The organism is Pseudomonas simiae (genome assembly GCF_900111895.1).
Classification (GTDB): domain Bacteria; phylum Pseudomonadota; class Gammaproteobacteria; order Pseudomonadales; family Pseudomonadaceae; genus Aquipseudomonas; species Aquipseudomonas simiae.
Window position 1 is genome coordinate 1 of record NZ_FOKB01000010.1, and the last position, 16,795, is coordinate 16,795.

A 16,795-nucleotide genomic window follows, 5' to 3' on the forward strand; every position below is an offset into this window, starting at 1 on the left:
GATATGCCGACTGATCCACCGCTTTCGCAGGCAAGCCAGCTCCCACATTTTTGAGGGCATTTCAAATCGATTGGGCGGTGCTTCGACCATAAAGCCACCGGCAGTACACGCCAGATCCCAACCTGGAACGCAGTTTAAATGTGGGAGCGGGCTTGCTCGCGAATGCGATCTTTCAGTGACAGATATACCGACTGACCCACCGCTTTCGCAGGCAAGCCAGCTCCCACATTTTCACCTGCATTTCACATCAAGCCATCTGAGGCACCGCAACCAGCAGGATTGCCGTGCCATGGGTCAGCGTCGCCGCCAACACCCCGTAGCGCATGCGCACCAGCGCACAGGCCAACCCTTCGATCACCGTGAACAACAACACCGGCCAGCCCAACTGGGTGACGCTCAGTGCCAGGAACGCATGGCAAGCCGCAAACGCCACGCCGCTGGCCAGTGCGGCGCGTAAGGGCGCGACATGCTGTTCCAGATAACCCTGCAAATAACCGCGAAACAACACTTCTTCCAATGCATTGGCGCCGTAGGCCAGGACGACCATCCCCGGTAGCCATACCCAATAACCCGGGATCGCTGACGCCTCGATACCCTGGTAAAACCGGAGCGGCACACCGATCAGGCACCCGACGGCGATCCCGACCGTAAGGCCTGACGCGCGATGCCCCTTGGACCAGAGGATAAGTGGCGACAAGTCTGGCGCCACGCGCACGAGCAAGGCGATCAACAGCACCGACAAGCCACCCAGCGCTGCCAATACAAAGGTGTTTGCCGTGAATGCCAGTTGCACCGCGCTGCCAAGCGACCACATGCCCAAAGGGGTCATCACATCGCGCATCAGCACAAAAGCGACCAACAGAATCAGGATGCGCATGCCCGTCAGCGACTTGGGCGTGAGTGCGAACCACAGGCCAAAGAGCAGCAGGCCCGGCGCCAGATACGTGGCGTAGTTAATCAGTACCGCCATTCCCTGGGTAATCATCGGTCGCTCAACCGTGTGCCACCGCAATCATATCGACCTCCACCGCCGCCGACTTCGGCAACTGCATCACCCCCACCGACGTACGCGTGTGCGCCCCGGCGGCACCCAGAATTTCGTGCAACAAATCCGACGCGCCGTTGGCCACCTCACTCTGCTGATCAAAATCCTCGGCACTGCGCACGTACACGGTGATGCGCGGGATCGCCCTGACCTGGTCCAGCGAACCCAACGCCTGTTTGAGCAACCCCAAGCAACGCAAGGCACTGATACCGGCGGCGATTTGCGCCTGGGCCACGGTCAGGCTTGCTCCAACCTTGCCCGGCAGCACGATCGCATCGCCGACGCGGGGGATCTGGCCACTGATGTAGAGGTGGTTGCCGTCGCGAACCAACGGCGTGTAGTTACCGCCGATTTTGAATTCGTCCAACTGATAGCCAAGGCGTTGCTGGGCGGCCTGGTATTTCTCATCGGGTGTCATGGGCGTGAATCCTCGTTTCGGCGCAGCCACTCATCCACCACGTCGCCCAGGGTCTTGGGCTGGTCGTTGCGAATCCAGGCCATAAAGGGACGATCGAATTTGAACCCCGGACCGCAGTGCTCAAGCATGAAGCGGCGTACGTTTTGCGTGTTTTTGTAGTGTGGGGTCACGGGGGTGCTGCGGGTGATGGCGTCGCTGTGCCAATTGAAGTCCATTTGCGTGACGCTCTGATGCCTCAGGAGCCAGCAGCATAGCGCCAAATGCCACGATGAACGCCTGCCAACCGACGCCCATCGTGTTTTTTTACACGTTAGCTGCCGAAGCCGGCGTCCCGCGTATTGACGAACAACGAATAGATCGAATGGCTGCCGGCCATGAACAGGCGGTTGCCTTCGCGGCCGCCAAAACACAGGTTGGGGCAGCGTTCGGGCAGCGAGATATGCCCGATGGCCTTGCCCTGTGGATTGAACACGCGCACACCATCGAGTTTTTCCAGGTCAGCCTTGGGGTCACCATTGCCGCCCCAACCGCACCACAGGTTGCCGTTCTCGTCACACTTGATGCCGTCCAGCGCTGCGTAGTCGAAACCTTCGATGTGCTTGCGACGGGCACCGAGCGTGCCGTCGTCCTTAACGTCGATGGCCCAGATCAGTCGGTTGGGTTTGGCCCGACCTTCCACGACGTACAAGACTTTTTCATCCGGTGAAAAACACAGGCCATTGGGTCCGTTGAGGTCGTCGATCACCCGCGTGACCGTGCCGCTTTCGCCGTCGATGCGATAAACGCCATGGGGCTGGGTGGGTGCGATCTTGTGCCCCTCGTAGTTGTTGCTGGTCTGGAACGGCGGGTCAGTGAACCACACCGAGCCATCCCGCTTGCACACGATATCGTTGGGTGAGTTGAAAGGCTTGCCGTCAAAGCTGTCCGCCAGCACTGTAAGGCTGCCATTGTGTTCGGTACGGGTGATTCGCCGGCCCTCGCGGGTGGTCGTCGAACCTTCGCACACCAGCAGGCGGCCCTGGCGATCGCGGCACATGCCGTTGGAGAAATTGGCATTTTCGCGGTACACCGACAGGCTGTCGGTCACTTCGTCCCAGCGCACGATACGGTTATTGGGAATATCGCTGACCAGCAGGTAGCGGCCATCGCCGATCCACACGGGCCCCTCGGCCCAGCGCAAACCGGTTGCCAACCGTTCGACACTGGCGTTGAACAGGCGCAACTCCAGGAAACTGTCATCGAGCACTTTGATCAGTGGGTCCGGATAACGCTGGCTCAACGGCTCGGCAGCATCTGCCAGGCGAGGCAAGTTACCCAGCACCGCCACCGATGCGGAAACAGCCAAGGAACGCTTGAGGAAGACGCGCCGAGTGTGGTCGGTCCGCGTGGGCAGAGGAGGAAGATCCATCGTGTGTCTCCGTTATTTTATTGTTAGACGGGACGCCATTCTTAACCAGTGATGAGACATCGTACAATAACAATACGATCTCAAAACCCATTCCCAGCAAGACCTGCGTAAATAATCAAAAAATTACTTTCCAAAATCAGCTTGGATATTGCAATGTTGTACGACGACACAAACAGTTACGTGTTGTCCGCCACTTCAACAACAATAAGGAAACATCCATGCCAAACGTCAAAGTACTGATCGGCTTTCTGTGCCTGTTTACGGGTTATGTCGCCGCAGCGCCTGCCCCTGCTGAAAAGGAGGTGGCCCAAGCGGTCGACCAACTGACCCAAGCCATGCTGCACCTGGACCTCAAGCAGCTTCATGCGCTGACGTCCGACAAGCTCACCTACGGCCACTCCAGCGGCAAAGTGCAGAACAAAGACCAATTCATTGCCGACCTGGAAACCCATACCAGCGCGTTCAAGACCCTGGAAATGCAGAACCAGACCATCACCCTGCAAGGCGACACCGCGCTGGTACGCAACCACTTCCATGCGCTGGCGGTGAACAGTGGCGTGGAAGTGCCCACTGATATCGATAACTTCCAGGTGTGGCAGAAGCAAAAAGGCAAATGGCTGTTGATCGGACGCCAGGCCTACAAGTACTGATGCCGATCGGTGAGCCGTTGAGCGCGGCTCACCACTCCACCACCTTGCGCACGCTGAGCAATGCCTCATGCAGGGCTGGCATTGCTACCGAGCCCAAGGCCAGGCGTAGCGCATGCGGGACATGGGCCGAGACGGCAAACGGCTCGGCGGTGGACACGGAAATATTGTCGCGCTGCAACGTCATGGCGACCTGATCGGCCCGGGCGTCTTCCGCCAACGGTAACCATAAGAAATACGACGAGGGATGGCTGGTGTAGGCCAGCCCTTTCAACACCCGCGCAGCCAGGGCCTGGCGGGCCTGGGCGTCCTCGCGCTTTTGCGCCTCCAGTTGTGCCACGGTGCCATCTTCGATCCAGGCCACCGCAATGGCGCTCATCACACCGGGCACGTTCCAGGTCGTGGCCATGATGGCGCGCTCGAGCGTTTTCACCCAATCGCTCGGCGCCGCGACAAACCCCACGCGCAAACCGGTCGCGACACTTTTTGAGAGCCCGCCCACATACACCGTGCGTTCCGGCGCCAGGGTCGCCACGGGTGGCGGTGCGTTTTCGGCCAAGAACGCGTAGGCCGCATCCTCAATGATCATCAGATTGTGCTGACGGGCGATGGAGACCAAGCGCTCGCGCTGGGCCAGATCCATTACCCAGCCGAGGGGGTTGTGCAAGGTCGGCATGCTGTACACGGCACGCACCGGCCGCTTGCGACACAGGTTTTGCAAGGCCTCCAGGTCCGGGCCGGTCGGCGTCACCGGGATCGCGACAATTTCCAGGTGCAGGGTCTCGGCCAGCACCTTGAACCCCGAATAAGTCAATGCATCCACCGCAATCACATCGCCGGGCTTGAGCAACGCCATCATCGTCACCGCCAGGCCATGTTGGGCGCCGCTGGTCAGCAGCACTTGTTCGGGGTCAACGGTGAGCCCTCGACTGAGCAAATGCCGCGCAAACGCCGCGCGCTCATGCAGGCGCCCGGCATGGGGCTGATAGCGCAACAACGCTTCAAGGTCGCCGGACAGCGCGAGTTGGCGCAGCGCCGTACGCAACAAATCTGCCTGACCCGGCAACGCGGGGTAGTTGAAATTGAGATCGAGCATCCCCGCCGTCACCGTCATCTGTCCACTGCCCTGCCCTGGCGGCAACGAGATCTCGCGCACGAAGGTGCCACGCCCGGTTTCGCCGCTGACCAAGCCCATGGCCTCAAGCTCGGTGTACACGCGACTGGCGGTAACCAAGGCCAAGCCATGGTCGGCGGCCAACTGGCGGTGCGTCGGCAGGCGCATGCCAGGCGGCATTTCGCCGCGGCGGATGGCGGCGGCAAAAGTATCGACCAGGGACTTGTAGCGGGCGCGCGGCATTCGGATGTATCCATGACAATTTTTTGATTGTCTTAATGTTCGCCCCTAGGATGACCTGAACGCAACCCCTCCGGCTTCGAGCACGCCATCATGGAACGTACCTCCCCTATCAACACCCTGGACACCCGCACCCAAGGCTGGATCAACGGCTTTATCGGCGTGGTGATTTTCAGCGGTTCACTACCCGCCACGCGCCTGGCCGTGATGGAATTCGACCCGGCATTTCTCACCATGATCCGCGCGGCCATCGCCGCCGCCCTGGGTGTGCTCCTGCTGTGGCTGTTCAAGGAAAAACGCCCTGCGCGCAATCAGTGGGGGCCGCTGGTGGTCGTTGCTCTTGGGGTGGTGATCGGCTTTCCCTTGCTCACCGCCCTGGCGCTGCAATACGTGACGTCAGCCCACTCCATCGTATTCATTGGCCTGCTGCCCCTGGCCACCGCGGTGTTTGGCGTGTTGCGCGGCGGCGAGCGCCCACGTCCGGTGTTCTGGATGTTCTCGATCCTAGGTAGTGTCTGTGTGATGGGGTATGCGTTCGCCCAAGGCTTGAGCGCCGCACCGGCCGGCGACCTGCTGATGCTGCTGGCGGTGCTGGCCTGCGGCCTGGGATACGCCGAAGGCGCCACGCTGTCACGCAGCCTGGGCGGCTGGCAGGTGATTTGCTGGGCGCTGGTAGTGTCGGTCCCCGTGGTGGTGCCCTTGAGTCTGGTCCTCGCCCCCACCCATTTCAGTGGCATCAGCTTGCCGGCTTGGCTGAGCCTGGGTTACGTGTCGCTGTTCAGCATGCTGATCGGCTTTGTGTTCTGGTACCGCGGCCTGGCCCAGGGTGGCATCGCCGCCGTTGGCCAATTGCAATTGCTGCAACCGTTTTTCGGCCTGGCACTCGCGGCGGGCCTGCTGCATGAGCAGGTCAGCCTGGGCATGGTGTTGGTGACCGTCGCGGTGATCGGCTGCGTGGCCGGCGCAAAGAAATTCGCCCATTAACGCTGCGGTGCGACCATCTTGAACTTGATGTTGATCTCGTTGGACACCACGCTGTTACCGGCCCACTCGCCCTCGCCGATCTTGAAATCGCCGCGTTTGAGGACGAACTCACCGTCGAACACACCGATGCCACCGTGCTCCTTGAGCACCACGTCCACCTTCACGGGGTGTGTGGTGCCCTTGATGGTCAGGTTGCCGCTGATCGTGTAGCGGTTGTCCCCCAGGGCCGTGACGCCAGTGGACTCATACACGCCCACCGGATAGGTCGCGGTATCAAACCAGGAAGCACGTTGCAGTTCGTCGTTCGCATCCGGGCTGCCGGCGTCGATGCTGGCGAGCTGGATCTTGAGCACCGCTTGCCCGACCTCCGGCTGTTGCGTGTCGAAGGTCAAGGTGCCTTCAAATTCGCTGAAGGTGCCGTATACCCGCTGCCCCAATTGCGTGTAGGTGAAGCTGATCTGGCTGGCGGTGCGGTTGACGTCCTTGTACTCCACCGCCTGGGCGCTGGAAACATAAGCAAGGATCAGGGCCAGTACGGCGACCGGGGACATTAGACGTTTCATGCAACGCTCCGCAGAGGAAGGGACACCGGTACTGAGCTGACACGCCCTACCAGGGATTTATTCCATTCAGGCGTTTGTCCTGCTAAACAGAGTAGTCGGCCCACACTAATAAGGACGCTGCATGCACGCCCCTTCACTCCAGGATATCACCGCGCCGGAAGGCATCTGCTACGGCTGCGGCGGCAGTAACCCCCATGGCCTGCACATCAAGAGCCGCTGGGACGCGGACGGAATACACCTGGTCGCCGAACACCTGCCCGAGGCCCGCTACAGCGGCTGGCCGGACCTGGTCTACGGCGGCCTGATCGCCATGCTGGTGGACTGCCACTCCAACTGGACTGCGATGGCCTACCACTACCGCGCCGAAGGGCGCGAACCCGGCAGCCTGCCGCGCATCGACTGCGTCACCGGCAACCTGGGGATCAAGTTCATCAAGCCAACGCCCATGGGGGTCACCCTGACCCTGCGCGCGCGGGCCGACGGTGAGGTCGGACGCAAGACCCGCGTGATCTGTGAGGTGTACGCCGGCGACGTGCTGACCGCCCTCGGCGATTCAATCTTTGTGCGTGTCGACACCGGTCAATTGGCCGCTGCCGCCCATGGTCGCGAGGACTGATCCTGGGCTACATTGACCGCCACCGCTAATCGAGGATGCACCGATGACTCGTCTCACCGCGAAAGACTTTGCCCCCGAACTGCTGGAGCTTTATGACGGCTACGCCCACGGCAAGATCAATCGCCGCGAATTTCTCGACCGCGCCGCGCTGTTCACCTTTGGCGGCCTGACCGCCTCGGCTCTGCTCGCGGCCCTGAGCCCCAACTATGCGCTGGCCGAGCAAGTGAAATTCACCGACCCGAACATCGTCGCCGACTACATCACCTACCCCTCGCCCAAAGGCAACGGCAGCGTGCGCGGCTACCTCGTGCGCCCGGCCAAAGCCATGGGCAAGCTGCCGGCGGTGGTGGTGGTCCACGAAAACCGCGGCCTCAACCCTTACATCGAAGACGTCGCCCGGCGCCTGGCTAAAGCCGGCTTCATCGCCCTGGCCCCGGATGGCTTGACCTCGGTCGGCGGCTACCCCGGCAACGACGAAAAAGGCGTGGCCCTGCAACAGACTGTCGACCCGACCAAGCTGATGAACGACTTCTTCGCCGCCATCGAATGGCTGATGCACCACGACAGCAGCACTGGCAAGGTCGGGATTACCGGCTTCTGTTATGGCGGTGGCGTGACCAACGCAGCGGCGGTGGCCTACCCGGAATTGGGTGCGGCGGTGTCGTTTTATGGACGCCAGCCGGAAGCCAAGGACGTGCCACGGATCAAGGCGCCGATCATGCTGCATTACGGTGAGCTGGATACGCGGATCAACGAAGGTTGGCCAGCCTATGAACAGGCGCTCAAGGAGGCCGGTACGCCCTATGAGGCGTATATCTACAAGGGCGCCAACCACGGCTTCCATAATGATTCGACGCCACGCTACGACGAGGCGGCGGCCAAGCTGGCGTGGGAAAGAACACTCGGTTGGTTCAATAAATACCTGGTCTAAGCGTTTACGCTTTCACGCATCCACCCCTTGAACGCCAGCATCGCTGGCGTTTCAGCCCGCGACTGCAAACGCGTCAACCAATAGCTGCCAGTGCTGATGCCGACGTCGAACGGCTGGCGAATCACATCGTTCTCCAGTTGCCGCGAAAACATCATCGCCGGCGCCAGTGCCACACCGATGCCTTGCAAGGCGGCTTCCATCATCGCCAGTGAAGAATCAAAGATGATGCTGCGCGGCACCAGGGTATCGGCGGGCAACCCGGCGGCCTGGAACCACAGGCTCCATTCATCGGCGCGGTAGGAGCGCAGCAAGGTGTGTTTCAACACGTCTTCGGGGGCATGCAGTTGCTCGGCCAATTGCGGCACGCAGAGTACGGTGAGGGGCGCTTCCAGCAGCTCGCAGGCTTCGGTGCCGTGCCACGCCCCCGCGCCGAAGCGGATCGCGTAATCCAGGCCTTCGGCAGCCACGTCAACACGGTTGTTGTGGGTGGACAGGCGCAGGTCGATAAAAGGGTAACGCGTCTGGAACGCGGGCAGCCGTGGCAGCAACCAACCCACGGCAAAGGTACCGACCGCGCCGACCGTGAGCACTTCGCGGTAATGTCCGCCTTCAAATTGGCTCAGGGTCTGGGCGATGCGGTCAAACGAGTCTCGCACCACCGGCAATAGGGTTTCGCCTTCGCTGGTGAGCATCAGGCCACGGGGCAAGCGCTTGAACAAAGTAACATTCAGTTGCGCTTCCAGGCTTTTGACTTGATGGCTGACCGCCGCCTGGGTCACACATAATTCAATCGCGGCGCGGGTAAAACTCAAATGCCGGGCCGAGGCTTCGAAGGCACGCAAGGCATTGAGGGGAAGATGGGAGCGCAACATGTGTGACCCTAATTATTCTAATGGCAGGTGCGAGATATGATCGTTTGCCCAAAGCCTGCGAACTGCCTACATTGGCCACGCCTGCGCAGGCTCCTCAATCAATCGACCACTCTCATGGAAGCGATATCATGCCTCAACTCCCCCTGTCAGGCGTGCGTAATTTAGGCGCCGCGGCGTTGTTTCTCGCCGCCGGCCACTGCCTGGCCGCCGACGACCTGCGCGCCGTGGTGGACGCCAGCATCAAGCCGCTGATGCAGCAACAGTCTATTCCCGGCCTTGTCGTCGGTATCGTGAAGGATGGCAAGGCGCAATACTTTAACTACGGCGTCGCCAGCAAAGACGCGAGACAGCCCGTCAGTGAAAACACCCTGTTTGAAATCGGCTCGGTGAGCAAAACCTTCACCGCCACCCTCGCCGGCTATGCCGTGGCAAGCGGCAAACTGACCCTCAGCGATCCGGCCAGCCAGTACCTTCCGGCGTTGCGCAACAGCAAGTTCGACCACATCAGCGTGCTCAACCTGGGCACCTACACGCCTGGCGGCCTGCCCCTGCAATTCCCCCGCGAGGCAGACAACAACCAGCACATGATCAGCTACTTCCAGCAATGGAAACCCGACTTTGCCCCTGGCACCCAGCGCCTGTACTCCAACCCAAGCCTGGGCCTGTTCGGCTACCTGGCAGCGCAAAGTCTGAAGCAGCCCTTTGATCAGGTGATGGAGAAAACCCTGCTGCCAAAACTGGGCCTCAAGCACACCTTCGTCAAAGTGCCTGATAGCCAGATGAACCTGTACGCCCAGGGCTATGGCAAGGATGGAAAACCCGTGCGCGTCGGCCCCGGCGCCATGGACAGCGAAGCCTATGGCATCAAAACCAGCGCCGCCGATCTGCTGCATTACGTGAGTGTGAACATAAACCCCGCGAGCCTGGAAAAACCCTTGCAGCAAGCGATCGCCACGACTCACACGGGTTACTACAACGTAAATGGAATGACCCAGGGCCTGGGTTGGGAAATGTATCCCTACCCGATCAAGCTGGACGCCTTGTTGGACGGCAATTCGACAAAAATGGCCATGGAGCCGAATCCGGTCAATTGGCTGACCCCACCGCAGGCGCCTCACGCCGACACACTGTTGAACAAAACCGGCTCCACCAGTGGGTTTGGCACGTACGTGGCCTATGTGCCGAGCAAGGCCATGGGCGTGGTGATCCTGGCGAACAAGAACTACCCGATTGCCGAGCGGGTGAAGGTGGCTCATGCGATCTTGAGTGCGATGGACCACTAAGCACTGGCACACATCAAATGTGGGAAACGGGCTTGCCCGCGATGAGGGCGTGTCAGCCGGTAAATTGGGCAAATGACACACAGCTATCGCGGGCAAGCCCGGCTCTCACAGGGTGCTGCAGGGTTCCGGAATCTACATACCGAGCCAGTGCGGCAGCGCCAGCGAAATGAACGGCAAGTACGTGACCATAATCAGGAACACCAACAGAATCATCAGCCACGGCAACGCCGCGCGGATGGTCTGCCCCAGCGTCAATCCGGTCACCGCCGACGTCACGAACAGGTTCAGCCCCACCGGTGGATGCACCAGGCCGATTTCCATGTTGACCACCATCACGATCCCCAGGTGAATCGGGTCAATCCCCAGTTTCATGGCAATCGGGAAGAAGATCGGCGCCAGGATCAGCACGATGGCAGACGGTTCCATAAAGCTGCCGGCAATCAACAACACCACGTTGACCATGATCAAAAAGCCAATCGGCGTCAGGCCTTCGGAGAGCACCCACGCGGTGATTTCCTGGGGGATCTGCTCGGTGGTCAGCACATGGGCAAACAGCATGGCGTTGGCGATGATGAACATCAGCATGATCGCCAGGCGCCCGGACTCCAGCAGCACCTTGGGACAGTCGCGCAGCTGCATGTCCTTGTAGATGAACAGCGCGACAAACGCCGAGTAAACCGCCGCCACCGCCGCCGCTTCGGTCGGGGTGAACATCCCGCTGTAGATGCCGCCGAGGATAATCACCAGCAGCAACAGGCCCCAGAATGCCCGGCGTGCAGAGGTCAGCCACTCACGAAAGGTCGCCCGTGGCTGCGCCGGCAGCTTCTTGATGCGCGCGACAATGTAGATCGCGATCATCAGCATCAGGCCCAGCAATAACCCGGGAATCACCCCTGCCATGAACAGCTTGCCGACCGAGGTTTCAGTCGCCGCCGAATACACCACCATCACGATCGACGGTGGAATCAGGATGCCCAAGGTGCCCGCGTTGCAGATGATGCCCGCGCCGAACGCCTTCGGGTAACCGGAACGGACCATGCCCGCGACGGCGATCGAGCCCACCGCCGCCACCGTCGCCGGGGACGAACCTGACAATGCCGCAAACAGCATGCACGCCAGCACCGCCGCAATGGCCAGACCACCTCGGATATGGCCGACACAGGCGTTGGCAAAATCAATCAAACGCTGCGCTACGCCGCCGGTGGTCATGAACGCACCGGACAGCAGGAAGAACGGAATCGCCAGGAAGGTATAGGCGTCGGAGGTTTCGAACAGCTTGATCGCCAGGGAACTCACCGAATCCTGGCTGAACATCAGGATCGACACTGCGCCGGACAGTCCCAGGGAAATCGCAATCGGCACGCCGAGAAACATGAACACGAATAACAGCAGAAACAGACAGAGCACGGCCATCAGTGACGCTCCTCATGGCTGCCGGCCAACTTGCTGGCCTCACCGGCCTCGTCGGCCAGCCCCAACCCGACCTGACGGTGGGTAAAGATGCGGTAGAAAATTTCCAGGTAGCGGATGAACACCATGGCGAATCCGATGGGCACGATCACCACGATGTCACCGACGTCGATACCGTACTGGTCGAGGTCTTCAGCACCGATATGCGCGCCCATCACCGCACTCACCCACTTGTAGCTGGCGATCATGAACAACCCGGCGTAGGCCAGGCAGCACAGGCAGGCGAGCATGCCGAGCACGCGTTGCACCGGGCGCTTGGTCAGCTTGACCAGCGCATCCACGCCAAGGTGACCGGCGGTGCGTACGCCATAGGAAATACCGAAGAAAATCAGCCAGCCGAACATGGCCTTGGTCAGCGCCACGCTCCAGGTCATGTCCTGGGCCCAGGTCATGGTGTGGTCGCCCAGGGCGCCGAAGAAGTCACTGCTCCACGCCCATTTGTCGGCCAGGGCAAAGAACAGCGTGTAGATGTTGTTGAGCATGACGTAGACGAATGTCACCAGGGTCATGGCGGCCAGCAGGAAGGCAATAAAGCCCTCCTCCAGGTGCTCCCAGACGCGCCTTAGCGTTTGCATGGCAAAACCTCGCGAAGCGGGAATAGGTATCGGGTTGGAAATCGGATCAAACGGTGGGAACTGGCTTGCCTGCGACAGCAGTGGATCAATCGCCCGTTGTATCAACAGACAGACCGCAATCGCAGCCCGCGCCCCCACTGAATCTGCGCTACTGGTTGGACGCGTCCGCCGCCTTGATCAGATCAGCCCCAATTTCCCCTTCGAACTTCTGCCACACCGGGCGCATGGCTTCGCGCCATAGCTGGCGTTGCTCCGGGGTCAGTTCGATGATTTCGCTGGTCTTGGCATCGATGATCTTCTGCTTGGCCGACTGGTTCAGCGCTTCAGCCTGCTTGTTCACCTCGACGGTGACCTCGACCATGATCTGCTCCAGAGTGCTGCGGATATCCGGTGGCAGGCCGTTCCAGAACGTGGCGTTGGTGATCACCATGTAGTCGATCAGACCATGGTTGGACTCGGTGAAGTATTTCTGCACCTCGTTGACCTTCTGGCTTTCATAGTTCGACCAAGTGTTCTCGGTGCCATTCACTGTGCCGGTCTGCAGGCCTTGATAGACCTCGGCAAAGCTCATCTTGCGCGGGTTGGCGCGGATGGCCTTGAACTGTTCTTCAAGCACGCTGGAGGCCTGTACGCGGAACTTCAGGCCTCGGGCGTCCTTGGGTTCATGCAGCGCCTTGTTCGACGAGAGCTGCTTGAGGCCGTTGTGCCAATAGGCCAGGCCGAGGATGTTCTTGTCCTGCATCGCTGTCAGCAGTGCCTTGCCCTGGGCCGCCTGGAAACGGTCGACAGCGGCCAGGTCGTTGAACAGGAATGGCAGGTCGTAGATCTGCACTTGCTGGGTGTATTGCTCGAACTTGGCCAGGGACGGTGCCAGCATCTGCACATCGCCCAACAACAGCGCTTCCATTTCCTTGCCATCGCCGAACAACGACGAGTTCGGGTACACCTCGACCTTTACCCTGCCGGGCAGGCGCTCTTGCGCGAGCTTCTTGAACAGCAGCGCGCCCTGCCCCTTGGGGGTGTTTTCGGCGACCACGTGGGCGAACTTGATGACAATCGGGTCCGCCGCCTGGGCCAGGCCCGCGGCGAACAAGGTGGCGGCGCACAGCAGCGCCCGAGAAAGCTTGAGCATGGGAAATCACCTTCTTATTGTTGTGTTGTAGGGCAAGGTGCCTGATGTCACGCGTGTAGTGAATTTCGATTTTTTGATACCTGCGTTCGGCCTGGACGAACGCTAAAGCAGAGCCGCCAACAGCCGTTGCGCCCGCAACAACACCGGCGCATCCACCATCTGCCCATCGATCTGATAGGCGCCTGCCCCATGGGCTCCGGCATCCACCACACGCCGGGCCCAGGCCAAATCTTCGGCGCTTGGCGCCAATGCCTGGTGAATCACCGCCACCTGTTTGGGATGGATACACAGTGCGCCGGCAAACCCCATCTCATAAGCATGCCGGATCGAGCGGCGCAGGCCTTCAGGATCGTCGATGGCCGGGTGCACGCCATCCAGCGGTGCAACCAGGCCCGCAGCGCGGGAATGCACAATCAGCACCAGCCGCGCCTGGTCCAGGGCGAACTGGGCGGCAGGCGAATTACTGCTCAGGTTCAGGTCCAGCGCCAGATCCAGCCCGCCGAATGACAGGCGTTCCACCTGCGGTGCATGGGCGATCTCGGCCACTGCCAACAAACCACGCGCACTCTCGATGATCGGCCAAATGACTTTGCCGGTTGCCGCCACTACGGCGACCTGGGATGCGCTCTCGACCTTTGGCAACAGGACGCCCGCCACAGTCGGATGAGCCTTGCAGAAAGCCACATCCTCAAAATGCTCGGCATGTTCCGGCGCGTTGATACGCACCCACACCTGAGCGGCGGGGTTGGCCGTCAGAAACGCCCCCAGGTTATCCCGCGCCTGACGCTTGAGCGGCTCTTCCACCGCATCCTCAAAATCCACGATCACTGCGTCGGCACCGCTGGCCAAGGCTTTGGAGAATCGCTCCGGTCGGCTACCGGGCACAAACAACGCCGAACGTACCAGTGGCTTGGGCATCTGTTGAATTCCTTATGGTTAGATAACGCCGCGCGCGCGCAGGCCGTCGATGGCATCTGTCGAGTAACCGAGCCCGTCGAGAATGCCCTGGCTGTGCTGGCCCAAGCCTGGAACACCGTCCATGCGCGGAGTGAAGGCGGCATTGCGGGCCGGCGGTAGCAGCGCCGGCAACGGACCGGCCGGGCTGTCGACTGCTCGCCAACTGTCACGCGCCTTGAGTTGCGGGTGATCCCACACGCCTTGCATATCGTTGACGCGGGCGCTGGCGATCTGCGCGCTTTCCAGGCGCTGGATCACCGCCTCGGCATCCAACTGCGCGAAGCTATCGACAATGATCTGACGCAGCACTTCGCGGTTCGCCGAGCGCTTGAAGTTGGCGGAGAAACGCTCGTCGGTCGCCAATGCCGGGGTGAGCAGCACCTTGTCGCAGAACGCCGCCCATTCGCGCTCATTTTGCAGGCCGAGCATCACGGTCCCGCCGTCACCGGTGGGAAACGGTCCGTAGGGATAGATCGTCGAATGCGCCGCCCCGGCACGCGGGGGTTGGGGTGCGCCGTCGAACGCGTAGTACATCGGGTAGCCCATCCATTCCACCAGGCTTTCCAGCATGCTGACGTCGATGCGGCTGCCCTTCCCCGTCTTGCCGCGCAGCAGCAGCGCCGAGAGGATGCCGCTGTAGGCATACATGCCCGCCGAGATGTCGGCGATGGAACAACCGGCCTTGGCCATCTCGTCTTCGCCAGGGCCGCCGGTGACGGAAAGAAAGCCGCCCTCGCTCTGGATCAGCAGGTCGTAGGCCTTCTTCTTTTCGTACGGGCCGCCTTCGCCGTAGCCGGAAATATCGCAGACGATCAGGCGCGGGAAGCGCTCGTGCAGCGCCTCGAACGACAGGCCCATGCGCGCGGCTGCGCCGGGTGCCAGGTTCTGCACCAGTACATCGGCGTCGGCCAGTAGTGTGTCGAGAATCGTACCGGCCTCCTCCTGCTTGAGGTCCAGGGTCAGGCTTTCCTTGGAACGGTTGGTCCACACGAAATGCGAGGCCAGGCCACGCACACGTTCATCGTAGCCACGGGCAAAGTCGCCGGCGCCGGGGCGCTCGACCTTGATCACGCGCGCGCCCAGGTCAGCCAATTGACGGGTGCAGAATGGCGCGGCAATCGCGTGTTCCAGGCTGACAACGGTGATGCCGTCCAGCGGTCTTGGGTTAGTCATGACGGTTCCTCAAAGCCAATCGGCCATGGATACGGCGTTGCGCAGGTCCCAGACTTTGTCGATCAGGGCATTGGCCTGGGCCGGTGTGCGGGCGTTGCTGAACTGGGTGAGGCGCTGGAATTTATCCGCCAGTTCCGCACGGCTCAGGGTGTTGCCCGGATCGCCCTTGGGTTCGTCGATAGCGCCGTGCAACGTGCGACCCTCCAGCGTGGTGACGGTGACACGGCCGAGCCAGCGCTGGGGGTAGGCGCCGTCGACTTCAGGGTCGAGGGTCATGCTGACTTTGTCGCGCAACGCCGCGACGGCTGGGTCAGTCAACGCCAGCTCATGGAACTCCGTAAGCCCGGCCTTGCCATGCACGGCGATCAGGCCCAGCACGGTGCCCATGGAGAACTTGGCCTGGTGCACAGAAGCAGGCACGGTCACGCGGCCCAACACATCGATGGCGCCTTGGTGCACGCGGGTTTCCACGCGGGCGATCTGTTCGGCGTGCAGACCTTCGCGCTGCATCAGGTCCAGCAGCGCATCGGCGGCAGGATGGGTATGGCGGCACGACGCATGAAACTTGAACGAGGTTTCCAGCAACGCCCAGCGGCTGCCGAGGTCGGCGGACAGTCTGGCAGGCTCGGCATCAGTGGACATGCCCGCCGCCAGCCCCTGGTCGCCCTCAAGAATATTGCGTGCACCGGTCAACCCGTCCGCCGTCAGGTACGCGGCGAGCAAGCCGTCCGCCGCCGCTTTCGCGGTGTGCAGCTGCTTGGAATCGGCGGCATCACGCAGGAACTCCCATAACCCGGCAGCCTGGGTGCCCGCGCTGCCCAACAGGTTGATGAATTGTTCTTCATTGAAATCCAGCAATTTGCCGACGGCAACGGCGGCGGCCAGCGTGCCGACGGTGGCAGTGGTGTGGAAGATGCGGTAATGGGACCGGCCCATGAATTCGCCGATGCGGATACCGGCTTCATAACCGGCCACCGACGCCAGCAGCAAGTCGCTGCCGGATTTGCCAAGGTCCTGGGCGGCCGCCAGTGCCGCCGGGAACACCACAGTCGCCGGGTGCAGGACGGAACTGTTGTGCAGGTCGTCCTGCTCCACCAGATGGGATGAAGCAGCGTTGACCAGCGCAGCGAAATACGCGCTGCTGCTGCCGCCATTGACGATCACCTGCGCCGGGCCGCTGCCGGGGCCCATCTTCTGCGCATAACGTTCGAACAACGGAATCGGGTGCGCACCCTTGCTCGCCAGCGCCGAGGCCAGCCAGTCCAGGTACAGGTCTTCGGTGCGCGCCAGCACCTCTTCAGGCAGTTGCGCGGCGTTCAGTTCGGCCAGGAACCGACACAAGGCTTGGGTATGGCTCATGATCAGGC

The 16,795-nt window shown here is 61.4% G+C and carries 18 protein-coding genes; 5 read left to right on the top strand and 13 right to left on the bottom strand.

Features of this window, described 5'->3' with window-relative positions; all coding sequences use genetic code 11:
• Positions 1-247: 247 nt before the first annotated feature.
• The 4 genes from BMZ57_RS24655 to BMZ57_RS24670 form a co-directional block, all read right to left on the bottom strand.
• Positions 248-985, bottom strand: coding sequence for a CPBP family intramembrane glutamic endopeptidase (locus BMZ57_RS24655; RefSeq protein WP_069673413.1), 738 nt, complete (start codon positions 983-985; stop codon positions 248-250).
• Positions 986-992: 7 nt separating this feature from the next.
• Complete coding sequence (locus tag BMZ57_RS24660) at positions 993-1,463, bottom strand: RidA family protein (RefSeq protein WP_010210112.1); 471 nt, start codon at positions 1,461-1,463, stop codon at positions 993-995.
• Entirely contained in the window at positions 1,460-1,678 is a 219-nt protein-coding gene (locus BMZ57_RS24665; protein WP_021491535.1) for a DUF6434 domain-containing protein, read from the bottom strand. Before BMZ57_RS24665 ends, BMZ57_RS24660 begins: the two co-directional genes overlap by 4 nt.
• Positions 1,679-1,773: 95 nt before the next feature.
• Entirely contained in the window at positions 1,774-2,871 is a 1,098-nt protein-coding gene (locus tag BMZ57_RS24670) for an SMP-30/gluconolactonase/LRE family protein (RefSeq protein ID WP_045792038.1), read from the bottom strand.
• A gap of 218 nt (positions 2,872-3,089) precedes the next feature.
• On the opposite strand from BMZ57_RS24670, the gene BMZ57_RS24675 reads away from it, so the two are divergent.
• A complete protein-coding gene (locus BMZ57_RS24675; protein ID WP_010210109.1) occupies positions 3,090-3,521 on the top strand; it encodes a nuclear transport factor 2 family protein in 432 nt (143 codons plus the stop codon).
• Positions 3,522-3,549: 28 nt separating this feature from the next.
• On the opposite strand, the gene BMZ57_RS24680 is transcribed toward BMZ57_RS24675, so the two are convergent.
• Positions 3,550-4,875: an aminotransferase-like domain-containing protein gene (locus tag BMZ57_RS24680; protein ID WP_044287273.1), complete on the bottom strand. Its 1,326-nt coding sequence runs from the start codon at positions 4,873-4,875 to the stop codon at positions 3,550-3,552.
• 90 nt (positions 4,876-4,965) lie between these two features.
• Between BMZ57_RS24680 and BMZ57_RS24685 the strand changes: the two genes are divergently transcribed.
• Complete coding sequence (locus tag BMZ57_RS24685; protein WP_010210107.1) at positions 4,966-5,856, top strand: DMT family transporter; 891 nt, start codon at positions 4,966-4,968, stop codon at positions 5,854-5,856.
• On the opposite strand, the gene BMZ57_RS24690 is transcribed toward BMZ57_RS24685, so the two are convergent.
• Positions 5,853-6,407, bottom strand: a complete 555-nt coding sequence (locus BMZ57_RS24690; RefSeq protein ID WP_069673412.1) for a YceI family protein — start codon at positions 6,405-6,407, stop codon at positions 5,853-5,855. The genes BMZ57_RS24685 and BMZ57_RS24690 overlap by 4 nt on opposite strands.
• Positions 6,408-6,540: 133 nt before the next feature.
• On the opposite strand from BMZ57_RS24690, the gene BMZ57_RS24695 reads away from it, so the two are divergent.
• Together BMZ57_RS24695 and yghX are read left to right on the top strand one after the other, a co-directional pair.
• Positions 6,541-7,035, top strand: a complete 495-nt coding sequence (locus tag BMZ57_RS24695) for a PaaI family thioesterase (RefSeq protein WP_010210103.1) — start codon at positions 6,541-6,543, stop codon at positions 7,033-7,035.
• Between the two features lie 43 nt (positions 7,036-7,078).
• Positions 7,079-7,966 carry a YghX family hydrolase gene (gene yghX, locus BMZ57_RS24700; protein WP_069673411.1) on the top strand — a complete coding sequence of 296 codons (888 nt, stop codon included), beginning with the start codon at positions 7,079-7,081 and terminating at the stop codon, positions 7,964-7,966.
• Here the strand turns inward: yghX and BMZ57_RS24705 are convergent.
• On the bottom strand, positions 7,963-8,838 hold the full coding sequence (locus tag BMZ57_RS24705) for a LysR family transcriptional regulator (RefSeq protein WP_010210101.1): 876 nt from the start codon (positions 8,836-8,838) through the stop codon (positions 7,963-7,965). The genes yghX and BMZ57_RS24705 overlap by 4 nt on opposite strands.
• 128 nt (positions 8,839-8,966) lie before the next feature.
• Between BMZ57_RS24705 and ampC the strand changes: the two genes are divergently transcribed.
• Positions 8,967-10,121 (top strand): class C beta-lactamase, encoded by a 1,155-nt coding sequence (gene ampC, locus BMZ57_RS24710; RefSeq protein WP_069673410.1) that lies wholly within the window; start codon positions 8,967-8,969, stop codon positions 10,119-10,121.
• Between the two features lie 132 nt (positions 10,122-10,253).
• Here the strand turns inward: ampC and dctM are convergent, their stop codons facing one another.
• The 6 genes from dctM to BMZ57_RS24740 form a co-directional block, all read right to left on the bottom strand.
• Positions 10,254-11,534: a C4-dicarboxylate TRAP transporter large permease protein DctM gene (gene dctM, locus BMZ57_RS24715; protein WP_010210099.1), complete on the bottom strand. Its 1,281-nt coding sequence runs from the start codon at positions 11,532-11,534 to the stop codon at positions 10,254-10,256.
• A complete protein-coding gene (locus BMZ57_RS24720) occupies positions 11,534-12,166 on the bottom strand; it encodes a TRAP transporter small permease (protein ID WP_021491541.1) in 633 nt (210 codons plus the stop codon). The genes dctM and BMZ57_RS24720 overlap by 1 nt, the downstream gene beginning before the upstream one ends.
• A 148-nt stretch (positions 12,167-12,314) precedes the next feature.
• Complete coding sequence (locus BMZ57_RS24725; protein WP_010210096.1) at positions 12,315-13,298, bottom strand: TRAP transporter substrate-binding protein; 984 nt, start codon at positions 13,296-13,298, stop codon at positions 12,315-12,317.
• Positions 13,299-13,400: 102 nt separating this feature from the next.
• The gene (locus tag BMZ57_RS24730; RefSeq protein WP_042572257.1) at positions 13,401-14,216 is read right to left on the bottom strand and encodes an HpcH/HpaI aldolase/citrate lyase family protein; all 816 of its coding nucleotides are present in this window, start codon (positions 14,214-14,216) and stop codon (positions 13,401-13,403) included.
• A gap of 18 nt (positions 14,217-14,234) precedes the next feature.
• On the bottom strand, positions 14,235-15,428 hold the full coding sequence (locus BMZ57_RS24735) for a CaiB/BaiF CoA transferase family protein (protein ID WP_047541723.1): 1,194 nt from the start codon (positions 15,426-15,428) through the stop codon (positions 14,235-14,237).
• Positions 15,429-15,437: 9 nt separating this feature from the next.
• A complete protein-coding gene (locus BMZ57_RS24740; RefSeq protein ID WP_021491544.1) occupies positions 15,438-16,787 on the bottom strand; it encodes an MmgE/PrpD family protein in 1,350 nt (449 codons plus the stop codon).
• Positions 16,788-16,795 lie beyond the last annotated feature (8 nt).